The organism is Rhizobium sp. 11_C7_N12_5, from assembly GCF_051811145.1.
GTDB lineage: Bacteria > Pseudomonadota > Alphaproteobacteria > Rhizobiales > Rhizobiaceae > Rhizobium > Rhizobium lusitanum.
In genome coordinates, this window is record NZ_JBPWPY010000002.1 from 1,530,521 (window position 1) to 1,546,232 (window position 15,712).

At 58.9% G+C, this 15,712-nt stretch carries 15 protein-coding genes and 1 pseudogene; 6 read left to right on the forward strand and 10 right to left on the reverse strand.

Features of this window, described 5'->3' with window-relative positions; all coding sequences use genetic code 11:
* Positions 1-113 precede the first annotated feature (113 nt).
* The 4 genes from AB8B29_RS26205 to AB8B29_RS26220 all read right to left on the reverse strand — a co-directional run bounded on the left by AB8B29_RS26205 (position 114) and on the right by AB8B29_RS26220 (position 4,532).
* Complete coding sequence (locus tag AB8B29_RS26205; protein WP_439006812.1) at positions 114-800, reverse strand: FadR/GntR family transcriptional regulator; 687 nt, start codon at positions 798-800, stop codon at positions 114-116.
* Between the two features lie 195 nt (positions 801-995).
* A complete protein-coding gene (araH, locus tag AB8B29_RS26210) occupies positions 996-1,952 on the reverse strand; it encodes an L-arabinose ABC transporter permease AraH (protein WP_113119452.1) in 957 nt (318 codons plus the stop codon).
* A 16-nt stretch (positions 1,953-1,968) separates the two neighbouring features.
* The gene (gene araG, locus AB8B29_RS26215; RefSeq protein WP_113119453.1) at positions 1,969-3,474 is read right to left on the reverse strand and encodes an L-arabinose ABC transporter ATP-binding protein AraG; all 1,506 of its coding nucleotides are present in this window, start codon (positions 3,472-3,474) and stop codon (positions 1,969-1,971) included.
* 74 nt (positions 3,475-3,548) lie between these two features.
* Positions 3,549-4,532, reverse strand: coding sequence for an arabinose ABC transporter substrate-binding protein (locus AB8B29_RS26220; protein ID WP_439006814.1), 984 nt, complete (start codon positions 4,530-4,532; stop codon positions 3,549-3,551).
* A gap of 282 nt (positions 4,533-4,814) precedes the next feature.
* On the opposite strand from AB8B29_RS26220, the gene AB8B29_RS26225 reads away from it, so the two are divergent.
* The 5 genes and pseudogenes from AB8B29_RS26225 (at position 4,815) to AB8B29_RS26245 (ending at position 8,938) form a co-directional block, all read left to right on the forward strand.
* The gene (locus AB8B29_RS26225) at positions 4,815-5,708 is read left to right on the forward strand and encodes an aldose 1-epimerase (protein WP_113119454.1); all 894 of its coding nucleotides are present in this window, start codon (positions 4,815-4,817) and stop codon (positions 5,706-5,708) included.
* A gap of 53 nt (positions 5,709-5,761) precedes the next feature.
* Positions 5,762-6,538, forward strand: coding sequence for an SDR family oxidoreductase (locus tag AB8B29_RS26230; protein ID WP_047640595.1), 777 nt, complete (start codon positions 5,762-5,764; stop codon positions 6,536-6,538).
* Positions 6,539-6,850: 312 nt separating this feature from the next.
* Positions 6,851-8,095, forward strand: a pseudogene (locus AB8B29_RS26235) (sensor histidine kinase); the annotation flags it as partial.
* Between the two features lie 18 nt (positions 8,096-8,113).
* Positions 8,114-8,515, forward strand: a complete 402-nt coding sequence (locus AB8B29_RS26240; RefSeq protein WP_037191006.1) for a response regulator — start codon at positions 8,114-8,116, stop codon at positions 8,513-8,515.
* 258 nt (positions 8,516-8,773) lie between these two features.
* Positions 8,774-8,938 (forward strand): amidohydrolase, encoded by a 165-nt coding sequence (locus AB8B29_RS26245; protein WP_162740659.1) that lies wholly within the window; start codon positions 8,774-8,776, stop codon positions 8,936-8,938.
* Between the two features lie 23 nt (positions 8,939-8,961).
* Here the strand turns inward: AB8B29_RS26245 and AB8B29_RS26250 are convergent, their stop codons facing one another.
* Positions 8,962-9,768, reverse strand: a complete 807-nt coding sequence (locus tag AB8B29_RS26250; RefSeq protein WP_439006815.1) for an aspartate/glutamate racemase family protein — start codon at positions 9,766-9,768, stop codon at positions 8,962-8,964.
* 97 nt (positions 9,769-9,865) lie between these two features.
* Between AB8B29_RS26250 and AB8B29_RS26255 the strand changes: the two genes are divergently transcribed.
* Positions 9,866-10,408 carry a winged helix DNA-binding protein gene (locus AB8B29_RS26255; protein ID WP_162740660.1) on the forward strand — a complete coding sequence of 181 codons (543 nt, stop codon included), beginning with the start codon at positions 9,866-9,868 and terminating at the stop codon, positions 10,406-10,408.
* On the opposite strand, the gene AB8B29_RS26260 is transcribed toward AB8B29_RS26255, so the two are convergent.
* From AB8B29_RS26260 to AB8B29_RS26280, 5 genes are all read right to left on the reverse strand, one after another.
* Entirely contained in the window at positions 10,387-11,178 is a 792-nt protein-coding gene (locus AB8B29_RS26260) for a cyclase family protein (RefSeq protein WP_439006816.1), read from the reverse strand. The genes AB8B29_RS26255 and AB8B29_RS26260 overlap by 22 nt on opposite strands.
* Positions 11,175-12,416: an SDR family NAD(P)-dependent oxidoreductase gene (locus AB8B29_RS26265; protein WP_113119459.1), complete on the reverse strand. Its 1,242-nt coding sequence runs from the start codon at positions 12,414-12,416 to the stop codon at positions 11,175-11,177. Before AB8B29_RS26265 ends, AB8B29_RS26260 begins: the two co-directional genes overlap by 4 nt.
* A complete protein-coding gene (locus AB8B29_RS26270) occupies positions 12,413-13,594 on the reverse strand; it encodes a thiolase family protein (protein ID WP_113119460.1) in 1,182 nt (393 codons plus the stop codon). Before AB8B29_RS26270 ends, AB8B29_RS26265 begins: the two co-directional genes overlap by 4 nt.
* Entirely contained in the window at positions 13,591-14,019 is a 429-nt protein-coding gene (locus AB8B29_RS26275; protein ID WP_439006817.1) for an organic hydroperoxide resistance protein, read from the reverse strand. The genes AB8B29_RS26270 and AB8B29_RS26275 overlap by 4 nt, the downstream gene beginning before the upstream one ends.
* Positions 14,020-14,095: 76 nt before the next feature.
* Positions 14,096-15,712, reverse strand: coding sequence for an AMP-binding protein (locus tag AB8B29_RS26280; protein ID WP_439006818.1), 1,617 nt, complete (start codon positions 15,710-15,712; stop codon positions 14,096-14,098).

Consider the following 15,712-nt stretch of genomic DNA (forward strand, 5'->3'; position numbering starts at 1 on the left):
CGGCGCAGGAGCTTTGAGCTGGCTCGCGGTTCACTCGATCGAAATGGGTCAAGAAAACACAAGACTTAACAGCGTGACGAGAGGAGAGGAAATTGGCTAAGGCGCTTGCGCTCCTATTTTCCCTCTGGCCTACTCTCGCGCAGTGCATCACTGAGTTCAATCCGCGCAGTGCCGATTAGCTGCTCCATGGCGATGCGAGCAGCATCCGGCCTTCGCATTCGGATCGCATCCAGCACGTCCTGATGCCGCGCAATCGCATATTCATGCGACTGGCTGGCGCGGTTGGTCAGTCGGAAACTCGCAAGCAGCGCGGCCCGGATGGCAGTCGCGAATTGGCGAAAGACCCAATTTCCACTGGCATTGATGATCGCGGTATGAAACTCGAGGTCTGCCTGGCTCCATGCTTCATTGTCGCGTGCGTTTGCGGCTACCATGTCCTCGAAAGCCTCTGCAATCTGTGCCAATTGCTTTGCCGTGGCATTCGCAGCGGCTTGCGCTGCCGCAGCCGGCTCCAGCAGCTGTCGAGCATCGAGCAATGATTCATAAAAGCTACGATCATTGCTGAGCTCCAGCGTCGCATCCAGAACCAGCGGATCCAGATAGTTCCAGTTCTCACGAGGCAGAACATTGGTCCCAGCGCGCGTGCGCGACCGGACCATTCCCAATGCCGACAGATACTGCATGGCTTCCCGCAGGCTGGTGCGGCTGACACCATACACCTCGGAAAGCTCCGCCTCATTGGGAAGCAGGGAACCTTCGACAATATCTCCGGAGACGATCTGTCCAATCAGTTTCTTCAACAACTCCTCCCGCACGCTACGCCTTCCCTGTGCAGGTGGCGTATCAACATGCGTCGCTCGCGGAGATCCAAAACGCGTACTCTTCACCTGCACTCCCTTCCGCTGGCCCGACCAAGATCATGAGCGGTGCCACGCTCCGGCATCAATGCGCAATTGCAAGGTCTGCGGACTTCTCCCAAGGAATCTGATCGTTCGTCACAATCGAGCACCACGCCCAGCGGCCGACGACCGCAAATTATCGAGAAGGACGGCAATCAGAAGAATGCAGCCGCGCACCAGATATTGATAGAAAGCCTGAATGTTGAGCAGGTTCATGACGTTTTCGGCGATACCCATGATGAGGACTCCAACGATCACGCCGGTCATCGCCGCCCTGCCCCCCGCGAGCGACACGCCACCGAGCACGCAAGCCGAGATGACCGAAAGCTCAAGCCCGGTTGCGGCATTCGGCTGGCCCGATGTGATGCGTGAGGCAAGCAGAATGCCGGCAATGGCACACACAAGGCCCTGCAATGCGAAGATCCAGATGCGCACGTTGACGACATTGACGCCGGCAAGGCGCGAGGCCTCGGGATTGCCGCCGATCGCTAGCGTATTCTTGCCGAAGACGGTGCGGTTCAAAGCGAAACCAAAGATGATGAAGAGGACGACCATAATCCAAATCGGCGTCGGCACCGTCAGAAAGCGGGAGAGGGCCAGTTGATAGAAGGCCGGATCGTTAATGCCGATGGCCCGCCCATCGGAAGCGATCAGCGCCAGCCCACGGACGATCTGCATAGTGGCGAGCGTCGTGATCAGCGCGTTGATGCGGAACTTGGCGATAACGACTCCGTTGACGACGCCGACAATGCTGCCACAGATCAGTGCTGCGACGAGGCCGAGCGGGATCGAGCCGGTCGAGTTCGACACCATGACGGCAATCATGCCCGAGAAGGCGACGGTAGAACCGACGGACAAATCGAAGTCACGCGACGCCAGGCAAAACATCATTGTGCACGCGACGATGCCAATCGTCACCACCGACTGCAGCAGACCGAGCATATTGCGCTCCGTCAGGAAGCTCGGAACGAAGATCGAGACGATCACAAAGGCGATGGCGAAGATCACCACGAGGCCCTGTTCGCCGAGAAGGATTTTTTTCAACGAGTTCATCGTTATAATTCCTGAATTAAATTGTGCCGGCGGCGTTCTTATCGGGGAGGGCGGCAGTCAGAATTCTGCGCTCATCGAAATCGGCGCGCGCGACATCGGCCGCGGCGCGGCCCTGGCACATGACGATGATGCGATCGGAAATACCCATGACTTCGGGAAGCTCGCTCGAAATGACGACGATCGCCATTCCGCCGGCCGCCAGCTCATAAAGAATCTCATAGATCTCCGATTTGGCGCCGACATCGATGCCGCGGGTCGGCTCATCGATCACCAGCACCTTGATGCCCTGCTCCGAAAGCCAGCGGCCGAGGATGACCTTTTGCTGATTGCCGCCCGAAAGATTGATGATGTCCTGCTTGCGGGACGGCGTGCGAACCTTGAGCTTGGCGATGAACTGATCGGCGACGGAGGCTTCCTTCTTCGGGTTCAATATCCCGAAGGGAGAGAAATGTCGCCTTGAGGAGATCGTGACGTTCTCTTCGATCGACCGACCCTGGATGATGCCGTCGAACTTGCGGTCTTCCGGGCACAGAACCATGCCTGCATTGATCGCGGCCTTCGGATTGCCGGGCGAAACGGTAACGCCGTCAATAGTGACGGTACCCTGATGGCGATGATCGGCACCGTATAGAAGCCGCGCCATCTCGCTTCGCCCCGCGCCGATCAGCCCAAAGAAACCGAGGATCTCCCCCTTGCGGACAGAAAAGCTGATCGGATTGCGTAATTTTGAACCGGACAGAGTCTTGACGTCGAGGCGGATATCGCCACGCGGCCGTTCGCGCCAGCCCCAGATATTGGTGATTTCGCGGCCAACCATTTCGGCGATGATTTGCTCACGTGTCGTCTCGCCGATATCGGGATGATGAGCGGCAAGTTTGCCGTCGCGCAGGACGGTCAGGCTGTCGCAAAGCCGGAAAATCTCGTCTAGGCGGTGCGAAACGTAAAGGATGACCGCGCCCTGCGCCTTCAGCCTGTCGATCAGGGAAAACAGAATTTCGCTTTCGCGCGACGACAGCGACGACGTCGGCTCATCCAACGCGATTACCCGGGCATCCAGCATCACCGCCTTGGCGATCTCAACCATCTGGCGGGCGCCGATCGAAAGCGCGGAAACCTTGGCAGAAGGATCGACATCGATGCCGATCTCGTCGAGCTTGGCGCGAACGGTTTGGATCAGTGTCTTGCTGTCGATCACCCCGGCCCTGCTCGGAAAGCGCCCGAGCCAGAGATTCTCGGCAACAGTGAGCTCCGGAACCAGCTGAAGCTCCTGATGGATGACGATGACGCCCGCATGGAACGCATCGCGGGTCGACCCGTACCTCTGTTCCTCGCCGCCAATGAGAATGCTACCCTGATCCGCGGCCTGATCGCCGGACAAAATACGGATCAGCGTGGATTTGCCGGCTCCGTTCTCGCCCATCAATCCGTGGATCGCCCCCTTCTCCACGTCGAAGGAGACGCTGGAAAGCGCCTGGACACCGGGGTAGCCTTTGGAAATATTGTTGAATTCGAGGAAGGCCATCATCGCTCCATCGGGGAAGAACCCGGCGGTGTTGATGACGCCGCCGGGATTTAAAAATCATCTTGTGTGGATGATTATTCGATGCCGAGACCCTTGCGGACTTTTTCGTAATCGCCGCGTAGCGCTAGGGAACCGGAGGTCAGCGTCAGCTTCGGCGGCTCTTTGCCGTTGGCGATCCAGTCGTACATATCGAGCGCAGTCTCATAGCCATGGCGTTTCGGCGAGATGATGACGGTGCCAAAAAAGCCCGTAGCCGAAGGCTTCTTGAATTCGTTAATCGCCGAATCCGCGCCGCCGATGCCTACGCCGATCATGTTGTCGGCCGCGATACCGACCGATTCAGACGCGCGCACGGCGCCGAGCACGGCTTCGTCATTGAGGCCGAAAGCAACCCAATACTTCACGTCGGCATGCTTGTTGAGAACCGTCGTAGCCGCATTGAGGGCCGCTTCGGTATCAGTCTTCGCCTGCGGGGCGTCATAGATGTTCGCAGCCGGCAAGCCTGCTGCCTTCAGCACGGAGATGGCGCCTTCGACGCGATCAACTGCCGTCGGAAGCTGATCGTAGGAAACGCGGATCGCACCGACACTTTTCAAATCCCAGCCGCGCTTCTTTACCTCGTCCACGATTGCCTGCCCCACAGTTTCGCCGATCTTCGAGGCCGAAATGCCCATATGGGGAACATCTTCGAGCGGCTTGCCGTTGGCATCGACCAGGCGGTCGTCGACCGTCATCAGCTTCAGCTGATTGGCCGCGGCCTTGGCGACAATGCCTGGGCCAAGCTTGACGTCGGGTGTACAGACGATGAAGCCCTGGGCGCCTTGCGCACCGAGGTTGTCGATTGCCGACTGGACCTTTTCGCCATCCTCGGCTCCGATCTTGACGAGGGTAAAGCCCTTCTCCTTGGCGGCCTGGTCGGCGAACTTCCATTCGTCCCGAAACCACGGCTCTTCCGGCTGTTTTACGATGAAGCCGATCTTGACGTCCTCTGCAAAAGCGGAGCCAGCCGCCAAAACGGCTAACGTGCCAGCCACGATGGCTGCTTTGAACAAACGCATGTCTCTCTCCCTGAAAATCTCGGTCTGCCACGCATCGGCAGCCGATATTGAATAAAAAGAAACATCATACCAGTCAATATTTGTGTATGATTTTTCTGGATATGAGTGCGGTTTCTAGCGGTCAATCTTGAGGAAGATGTCTCATTTCCCTGTCATTGAAAGGATTTGAGCGGAATACATCCAGCGAACTATAGAAATAAATAGTACATATATATTGACTTTCACCTGACCAAATATAGGGTGCCGCGCATTCAGGATCAGCTCGGGGAAGGCAGCCGCTCAATGGCTCTCATCGACTTGCAGGCGGGCTCTTTTTTGGCCCGTGTTTCGACGTCGGGCGGCCTGTTGCTCGATTTCTCCTGGTTGGTGGATAGCCGCAAGATCCCGCTTCTGAGACCCGCGCAGGACGCTGCCGATGCACGTTCCTCCGCCTGCTATCCGCTTGTCCCCTTCGGCAATCGCGTCCGCAACAACCGTTTCGCATTCGGGGGACGCACCTACTCCCTTTTGCCCAACACGTCCTGGGACGCCCATTATCTTCATGGCGACGGGTGGTTGGGCGAATGGTCGCTTTTGTCCCGCAGCCGCGACGAAGTGCAGATCGGTTACCGCCACCAAGGACAGGGGACGCCTTACAGCTACGACGTGAGACAGACCATCACTTTGTCTGCCGACGGGCTTAGGCTGCATATGCGATTGGTGAATACCGGCGAAGATGCCCTGCCCTTCGGGCTCGGCTGGCATCCGTTCTTTCCGCTGACCGAACAGACGACGCTTTGCGCGAAGGCGCAGCGTTACTGGACCGAGACCGCCGGCTGGCTGCCTGGTAAGCCCACCGACATTCCAACCGAGCTCGACTTTTCGCGACCGTCTCCCTTGCCCAACCGCTGGATCAACAACGGCTTCGAGAACTGGAGCGGCGAGGCGCAAATCACCTGGCCGGAAAACCGCACGGCCCTCACCCTGACCGCGGACCCACTTTTCCAGCATACGTTCATATTTCTTTCGGATAGCAAGTTTGACCCCGAATTTCGCCGAGACTACTTCTGCTTCGAGCCAATGTCCCATTTGGCCAACGGCCATAACCTGCCAGGTCTGGGCGATCTGAAGGTTCTTCACCACGGGGAAGGTCTTGAGGGCTCAATCCGGCTGCAACCCCATGAAATCCCGGGATAATGCCAATCCTGACCAGCCATCATGTTCAGCAATGCTTGAAGAGGAAATACAGGATGCCGAACCGCCTTTCTGACAAAAGGGTCTTTATCACAGGTGCTGCTCAGGGAATTGGACGGGCAATCGCAGAGGCTTTTGCAGCTGAAGACGCACGTCTCTTCCTTGTCGATCGTGATGAATCGGTTCTTGCGCAAACGGCTGCTGAACTGAAGGCGAAGGGCGCCATCCTCGGTCACCACGCCACCGACATTACCGACGCGGCGGCTATAAAGGCGGCCATCGCCGAGGCAGACAAGCAGATCGGAAGCCTCAATGCGCTCGTCAACAATGCTGGCGTCAATGTATTTGCGGAACCGTTGCAATCAACGGATGAGGAGTGGCAGCGCTGCTTCGACATCAACCTCAAGGGGGCCTGGAACTGCTGCCGGTCCGTGTTGCCACAGATGATCGTCAACGGGGGCGGCGTGATCCTTAACATCGCCTCGACGCATGCCTTCACGATCATTCCGCATACCTTTCCCTATCCGCTCGCCAAGCACGCCCTTCTGGGAATGACCAAATCGCTGGGGATCGAATATGCTTCGAAGAACGTTCGCGTGAATGCCCTGGCACCTGGCTATGTCGCGACGCAGAAAGTCGTGGATTACTGGAATAGTTTCCCGGATCCGGAAAAAGCTAAGGCCGAAACGCTGAAGCTTCATCCGGGCGGCCGCATCGCATCACCCGAAGAGATCGCCATGGCAGCGGTTTTCATGATCTCGGACGAATGCCCCTTCATGAATGCAACCTGCCTGACTGTGGACGGCGGGTTGAGCGTCATGCAGCACCAATAGTCTAAGGAATTCCCGTTGGCGAGTGCGCCTGCAGTGTCTAGGCGAGAGCTTATTGCCGAAACCATCCAATGATGTCGAAGGAAGGAACCGCTGAGTACCGGCGCCTCCAGCCGATAGTTCGCCACCCATTGACCTACAAACAATAGCGCAGGGCCGGGGTGCGGAAACGTTGGATGCCCCGCTTCGAAGCAAGCTAAATCGGACTCGGCAATCCTCAATTCATGATTGCTATAGGGGACACAATCGACGAAAAATTACTCGCGTAAGTCAATATATCTTTAGTATTCCGCTTTTATGCTGATCCGGTATCAACGCCGAGGTTCTCTTACGATGACGGATGAACGGATTTGGACTGTCAGGCGACAGGATGGTCTTCTCGACGTTGCCCTCGACAACATGCCTCACGGTTTGTGCATGTTTTCCGCCGAAAAGAAACTGATACTGTGCAACCTGTCCTATGCACAAATGTATGATCTCCCCGTAGACCTTACGGCGCCAGGAACCGCGCTGGAAGCCATACTTGACCATCGTGCTGGCCTCGGCATCGGACCTCTTCACACAGCCACTTACTTCGATGTGGTTGGCGAAGCGGCGCAAAAAGGCGGAAGGGCTAGCCAAAACGTTATTCTTCAAGACGCTCGGGTCGTCCGCATTACGCACAGTTCGATGAAGGATGGCGGCTATGTTGCGACCCATGAAGACATTACGGAAAGCGTTCGAAACGCCGAGGCCTTGCTTGCACACAAGCAGACACTCGAAGCGACCGTCACTTTGAGAACGAGAGAAGTCGAAGAGCAAGCGCGTGAGCTTGAACGGCTTCTGCTGCAAGAACGAAACATCAATGAACTACAGCGCCAATTCGTCGCGCTTGCCTCGCATGAATTCCGTACGCCATTGGCCATTATAGATGGAGCCGCGCAGCGCTTGTTACGCGCGAAAGGTGAGATGCCATCTCAATTTGTCCGCGAAAAAGCCGAACAGATTCGATCGTCCGTCTTGAGAATCGTCGATCTGATGGAAAGCATACTTGCCGCTAGCCGAATGGAAAACGGAGCCATTCAAATTCGGTACGAGCAATGTCCGTTAAAAGCGATGATCGAGACTTGTTGCCATCGCCAGTCGTCGATCAGCAAGTCTCATCGCATCCTGCTGAACATTGATTCATTGCCTGAATATATGGAGGGCGACAAGCTCGCTCTCGAGCAAGTCTTTTCCAATCTCCTGTCAAATGCCGTCAAATACGCCCCTGGTAACCCAGATATTCATGTTTCGGGGTCGGCGGAGGGTGATGTGATAAGAGTTGTGGTGCAGGACAATGGTGTCGGCATCGACGCAGACGATGTGCCCAAGATATTTCAGCGATATTTTCGCGCGCGAACTTCGACAGGAATCCCCGGCACAGGTATCGGCTTGCATTTGGTGAAACAGATAGTCGAGCTGCACCAAGGACTTATCGAAATTGAAAGCCAAAAAGGCAAGGGCACGTCGCTCATCGTGACGCTTCCGATCCGGCAGAAAACCCTGTTGCAATCGGCGGAACTTTCGAATGTTGCATGAGCATCAAAGGGTAACGCAATGACCACTATCCTATGCATTGATGATGAAGCAGAGATCAGGGAATTGATTGTCGAAGAACTGGCGGAAGCCGGGTTCGCAACGCTCGAGGCTTCCAACGGACGAGAGGGATTGGAACTCCTGATATCCAAATGGCCGGATATCGTCATTTGCGATATTACGATGCCGGAGATGGACGGACATCAGCTGCTTGCAGAAATCCAAATCAACTATCCGGAACTTTCCAATGTTCCTTTTATCTTTTTGAGCGCAATGACCGACAAGCAGAATATTGTAACTGGCTTGCGAGCCGGCGCGGCCGACTATTTGACTAAGCCGATCGATTTCGAGATCCTGCTGGCCAAGATTGAGGGTTGCGTGGCGCGACTTGGAAATGACATCAGGAACGATCGGGCATTTTGAACGAGGCAGGAAGCAGATCCGATACGGTGAGCAGCATATGGCGTATTTCTGCACGCAGTCAGACGGCGAACACACAGTCGACCGAGGACCTTATCGAGGGGCTGCACAATTGGCAGCTTTTCACGGTTAAATCCGGAGAAGCATCCCGGATGCTATCGCAAGCGCTCCTCAAGGAAGGCATTAATGCCGCCTGCACCTTGAGCCTCGTGGCTAGGAATTCCACACAAAGCTGCACCTTCGCTGCCGTCAGTCGACTGAATGCTGCAAGCCGGCAAGATCATGGCCGCTTCGGCCGTGCGGGCGCTGACCGATCCGACATTGGTCATCGCGGCGAAAACCGAGCATCGCAAGCAACTCGATGGCGAGAAATATGCGTCGCTGATCCCGGCAGAGGCAGCGCCGCAACGCTTGCGCTTGCGCTGACGCCAACGATCGGATGAGATCACTCAGACGTCGTCTGAAAACAACGGCGTCTGCCGGCCATGGGCGACGAAGCTGCGGAAATCCTTGACTGCTTCCGACGTTGCGAGCGAGCAGAAGGGGCCGCGGCTCACGTCCATGCCGTTGAGTTTCCGCAGGCGCACATCCATTTCGGCGCTCTTTAAGGTCACCGCAGCTGGATTGACGACCGGCGCATGCAGTACCTTGAAGCCATATTCGCCGCCGACCAGCAGGCCGGGCAGGATGCCGGCCGGCACCACGACATCGGCGCCATCGCGCACAAGCGGTTCGGCACAGGCACTGAAGGCTGCAAGCATACGTTTGCGCGCCTCACCGTCGCCGGCAAAGGCGGCGCTGAAATCGGATGGCGCGCAATTCATCCCCACCACGTGCTTCACCCGGTCGCCCAGTCCGTAGAGATCTGCCTGCTCATAGTGCCAGGTCTGAAAGACGTCATCGAGGGTGACAAGCGCAAGGCGCCGGCCGAAGCGGGCGGCATAGTGCATCGAGACCTCGCCTGCGCCGATCACCGGGATGTTCACCGCTGATTTGAGCTCGAAAAGGCCGGGATCCTGAAAATGGCCGAGAACCACCGCATCATAGCCGCGCTTCTCGGCTTCGAGCCCGTTGTCTATCGCGATCGCCGCGCAACGGAATTCCGCCAGCCGCCCGAAGTGCCTGTCCGGCGGACTGATGCCGAAAACCTCGACTGTCGTACCCAGCTCGGCGATGCCGTTCAGGTAGTCCGAAAGCTTATGCATGTAAGTGGCGCTGGCCGTGGCGTCGATGAAGCTTTGCCAGAATATGCGCATTGTTCCCTCGTCCTGTTCGTTGTCACGCGTCGTTTTGCTCTCGTCAAAACGGGAATTTAAGGCTTTAATCGTAGCCATATCCACTCTGGAGAACCAAATGAATTCGCCTACAGCAAACGAAATTCCACTCGACGAGACGGCGACGGAAGTGGCGGAAGCGGCGCTGACCGAATTCGAATGGTCGCTCTGGCGGATTTCCGCGGCCTTCGTGCGCTGGCAGTCGGAATGTGCCAGCGAGCTTGCCGGGTCTGGCCTCAGCGGCCTCGACACCGCCGTCCTTCATACGATCCGCTACCGCAACAAGCCGAAGGGCCTTGCCGAAATCTCCCGCCTCCTCGGCCGCGACGACACCGCCAACATTCAATATGCGATCAAGAAATTGCAGGCCCTGCAGCTAATCGAGCGAGTGAAGGGCCGGTCGCGCAAGGACACGCTTTATGTGCCGACACGCAAAGGCAGCAAGCTGACGCAGGACTACCGCACCCTGCGCCGGCATTTGCTTATCTCGCTCATCCAGAAAATGGACCACGCGGAAAAAGGACTCGGCGATGCGACCGAAATGCTGGAGCTTTTGACGAGCTTCTACGATACCGCTGCCAGGCGCGTGGCGATCGCCCCTCATACCGTCGAGCGCGACTGAACCAGGGCCAACACGCGTAGAGGACTTCCCGATCCGCCCTGGATCTTCAGAGGCGCCGCAAAAATCATCGCGCCCGTCGCCGGCAATTGGTCGAGGTTGGCAAGGCATTGCAGCCCGTAGCGCCCGGCGCCATGCAGATAGTGATGCGCCGGATAGGGCGGCGAGAAATGGCCCGCCTGCCCGGCATCGGTCCCGATGGTCTCGGTCCCAAAACCGAGAATGTCGCGCTCGGTCACTAGCCATTGCATGACCTCCGAATTCGGCCCCGGCGTATGCGCACCATCGGCGAGGAGATTGGCATAAGCTGCACCATTGCGTTTCGACCAGTCAGTGCGAAGCAACACCCACGAGCGTGGCGGAATTTGACCATGCTGCTCTTCCCACACCATCACATCGGCAACAGTCAGCAGGAAATCCGCGTTTCCGACGCTTTCGCGCGAGCAATCGATGACGCAGGCCCGCGCAATCATATCCGTCGGCGGTAATGTATCGACGGAATTTAGCGGCAGATCACGGCCCGTATACCAGTGGATCGGCGCATCGAAATGCGTGCCGGTATGCTCACCGAAGGAGAGGTTGTTCCAGTACCAGGCCGGCCCGCCGGCATCGTAGCGGGAAATACGTTCCATGCGGAAGGGGGCGGGCTGGCCCAGCTCCGGTGGCATGACGATGATAGGAAAGTCCGGTGAAAGCGTATGGGTGAGATCCACCACACGGATGTCACCGCTGGCAAGCGAACCAGCCATTGTTTCGAGAATATCGACGCTCATTGTTCCGCCTCGCGTTCGACGGCCTTTTGATTATCGAGAAGCCGCGCATAAAGATCCTTGGCGACGTCGCCGACATAGATATCCTCAAGCCCACGCTTCAGCCCGTCGACAATAGCATCGGCCAGCGTCTTGGGCGCGACCTTGGGTGGCGGCACAGTCTGGAACCACTCCGTGTCGAGCGGCCCGGCGAAGGCGTTGATCACCCGTACACCACCGGGACGAAGCTGCGTGCGCAGCCATTGCGAGAGGGATAGGCAGGCGGCATGCGCCGCCGAATGCACGCCGAATTGCGGGTCGCTGCTGAGCGCGTGCACCGAGAGGATATTGAGCCAGGCGGCCGCGGCAACACCGTCCGCGCCGCGCGCCCGCATCACCGGTCCGAAGGATTGGGCAAGGCGCAGCAGACCCATGACCGTATGATCCATTGTGTCGCGCGCGGTATTGGCCGCGCCCGCGTCGAAAAGATGGGCAGGCCGCACATGGTCGGCCGTATTGATGAGAACTTCGACCTTGGCGCCGATATCGGCCGCCAGATCCTGCACCGACCGTTCGCTGGTGAGATCGAGATCGACGATCTCGACACCGTCGATCGCCTCGAGCTGCAACTGGCCGTCAAAGGGCTTCCAGCGGTTGGCGATGCCGACATAAATCGTGGACGCACCCGCCTTCTTCAGTGCGGCGGCCAGAGCCAGTGCCATGGGGCTGCGGCCGTCGGTGATCAGCATACGCCGATACTTCGGGTCGGCTGTCATTTCACGCCATTGAGGATCGTCTTCCATATGCGGCGTCTCCGAAACGGGTTTGGCAAAGAAAACGGCCTGGCCGCTTTTGTCGAGTTGCAGCGACAGCGTCACCCGGCTACCGGTGCCGGCACAATCGCCATGCAGATGCGTGACCACACTTGGCCCGCAATCGAGCTGAACGAGCCCCACCCGCCACGGCATATGCTCGCGAAAATAGGGATCACTGGTAACCTCAACCGAAGTCTTGGAAAGCAGCGTACCGCCTGTCGGCGCATCGACGAAGGGAAGTGCTGCCGACAGGCAGCGCGGGCAGGCGTCGCGCGGCGGATAAGCATATGTTCCGCATTCGGCGCAGCATTGCAGCATGAAGCGGCCCGTGGCGGCTGCAAGCGTCAGCCCTTGCGCCTTGCGGCTACGCGCCGATGGAGGCAGCAAGGGCACCTTGGTGCGGGAAAGCGGGTTCTTGCGTAGTGGTTTTGCGAGCGGACGGGTCATGCCGATTGCCTCGCCAGGATCGCCGCCGCCGATGCCAGACCGCGGTCGTAGTTGATCATACCGAAACCGGACACGAGGCCGACCTTGACGTCCGCCACCTGTGTGCCGCCCGCCGCGCCCAGAAGCTGGCGCATGGCCTCGACGATGCCGAGATGGCCGCCGGCAGCGCCCGCCTGCCCCACCGAGAGCTGCCCGCCCGAGGTATTGTGCGGAAAGGAACCATCGATCGTGAATGTGTGCTGGCGCACGAAATCCGGCCCCTCGCCCTTACCGCAGAAACCGAGATCCTCGAACTGCATCATGGAGATGACCGGGTAATCGTCATAGGTCTGCACGAAGTCGATATCATCGGGCGTCAGGCTGGCCATGCCATAGAGCTCGTCGCGATCCATCACCCACCCGCCGCGCGTCTGCACGGCATCATCGGGGAAAGCATTGTGCCGCTCGATCGCCGACAGCAGCCGCACGAAAGGAAGGCCGAGCGACACTGCGGTTTCCTCGCGCATGACCAGGAAAGCCTCGGCGCCGGCGCAGGGCATGACGCAATCAAAGAGATGAAACGGCTCGGCAATCGGCCGTGCCGACATGTACTGCTCCAAAGTCAGCGGCTTCTTCATCAGCGCATGCGGATAGCGCAGCGCATTGTCGCGCTGCGCGACGCACAGCTTGCCGAAGTCCTCGCGTGTAGCGCCGTAGCGATCCATGTAGGCCCGAGCGATCAGCGCGAAACTGGCATTGGGTCCACCAGCGCCATAGGGATAGGAGGCGTCCTGGGCAAAGCGGGAGAAGCTGGCGAGCGTCTTGCGAAACGTGTCGACCTGATTAGTATCGGCCGCGACACAGGCGACGATATTCACGTCACCCGCCTGCACGGCGCGGGCCGCACGCCGGATCGAGACGATGCCGGAGGCACCGCCCATTGGCAGATGATCCAGCCAGCGGGGCGTCAGGCCGAAATGCTGCGTCAGCGCGATCGCCGCATCCGGTCCCATGGTGAAGCTCGAGACCGCAAAGCCGTCGAATTCCCGATGGCTGATGCCCGCTCCGTCTGCCAGCGTTCGTAACGCCCGACCGATCCACCAATGCGCGCTCTCGATCGAATATCGCTCATAGGGCACCGCCACCGGCACCGCCAGAACCACGCCGTCATAGGATTTGCGGGGGCGCGAAGCCGTCATCCGGCCACCGTCAGAACCACATCGACATTGCCGCGCGTGGCATTGGAATAGGGGCAACGCTCGTGAGCGCCGGCAACGATCTCCTCCGCCAGAGCTCTGTCGATGCCCGGCAGCGAAGCCGTGAGTTCGACCGCGAGCGCATAGCCGACTGACACCGGGCCGATGCCGACCTTGGCAGTCACCGACGTGTCGCCGGCAAGCGCTATTTTCCGGGTGCGCGCGACCAGCTTCACCGCACCGAGGAAGCAGGCAGCATAGCCGGCAGCGAACAGTTGTTCAGGGTTGGTGCCCTCCCCGCCCGGCCCGCCAAGCCCCTTCGGCACGGAAAGATCAACCACAAAACTGCCATCGGCGCTTTGCGCCTTGCCGTCCCGGCCACCGAAAGCGGTGACAGCGGTTTCATAGAGAATTTTTTCCGGTGTCATACGGATCTCCTTAGAAAGGATTTTAGCTTTGATTTATTATATAACAGATGCACTCGCTCTTCGAAAGCGCTCCACATCAGCCACCTTTGCGGATCATTGCCTTTAGCTTGCGCAGGTCGATCGCCGAGCCGTCTTCGACCGCCTTGGCCGCCATGGTCTTGATCTCGCCGCGCTGGACCTTCTGTGTGGAACTGACGGGAAGCTTCTCGATGAAAACCACATAGCCGGGCAGTTTGTGATAGGCGATATATGCACCGCAGGCCTCGATGATACGCGAGGCGCGCTGCTGAAGATCGCCGCTTGCTGTAACCTCAGCCTCAACGATGAAGGCGAAAACCTCCTCGCCGCGCAGATCGTCAGGCACCGGCGTCACCGCCGACGCCTTGATGCCGGGTAACTTGGCAAGCGCTGCCTCGACTTCAAGTACGGCAATATTCTCGCCGCTGCGGCGCACGATGCTCTTCTTGCGATCGAAGAAGTAGAGCAACCCGTTCTCGCCGGCATAGACGACATCGCCGGTGTGGAACCAGCCGCCTTCCCAGGCCTCTTCCGTCGCTTTCTCATCCTTGAGATAGCCGCTGAAGAAACCGTCTCGCGGGTTGCGCCCTTCCGCCCGCACCAGAAGCTCACCGGGTGTCCCCAAGTCGACCGTGTTGCCGGCATCGTCGACGATCCTGTACTCCATGCCGGCGCGCGGCCGGCCGATGCAGCGCAGTCCCGGCGCGTAATCGTCGGCCGCCGTCGTGGTGGCGGCCCGCCCACCTGTCTCGGTCATGGCCCAGGCTTCGACGATCGGGATGCGATAGCGCTCCTCAAATTCGACCTTGTGCCGGGCATCGACGCCGGGGCCGAGCGCGAATTTGACCCTGTGCGCGCGTTCGGCCTCGACTGGCGACATCTGCAGCAGGATGGCCGGAATGACACCGAGACAATGAATGATGGTTGCACCGGAATCGGCGATCGAGGCCCACCAGCTCTTGGAATGGAAGCGATCGAGCGGCACAATGGCGCCGCCTTTCATGATCATGCCAACCGCCGTGCAACCAAGCGCGTTCATATGGAACATCGGCAGCGGCGTGAGCGCAATCTCGCTACCCTCCGCCATATCAGCAACTCCGCCCTGAGTAGTGTACCACTCGGCAAGGCGGATGAAATAGATATTGGAGAGCATGCAGCCCTTGGGCTTGCCGGTGCTGCCGGATGTGAACAGCAGGGCGCATTCCGCGTCCGGGCCGCCCGGCTCCGCCGTCAGCCTCACAGGCGACGGCGGAATGTCGTCGTTCGCCCCGATTACCGTGACCTTGCCGGGATGGATGTCGGCAAGGTCCGCCAGCCGCTCGGCAATCGCGATCAGCAGCGGCGCCTCGGCCATATCGAGCTGGAAAAGAAGTTCGTCACGCCGCAGATCCGGATTGATCGGCACGATCGACGCGCCGATGGCATTCAGCGCCAGCCAGAAGGTGAAGAATTCCGGCCGGTTTTCCAGAAGCAGAGCCACCCGCGAGCCAAGGCCGTAACCGGCGGCCGCAAATTTTTGGCTCAGCGCGGCAGCTTCAGCGAACACCTCGCCGTAGCTGTGACGAAACCCCTGTGGCGCATAGGGTAGCCCGGCGCTGGCCGGTGCGATCAACAAGGCTGCTTCGGGGTTGGCGCGTGCCCGGTCGGCAAACAATAGATGGGGAGAATGTGTCAT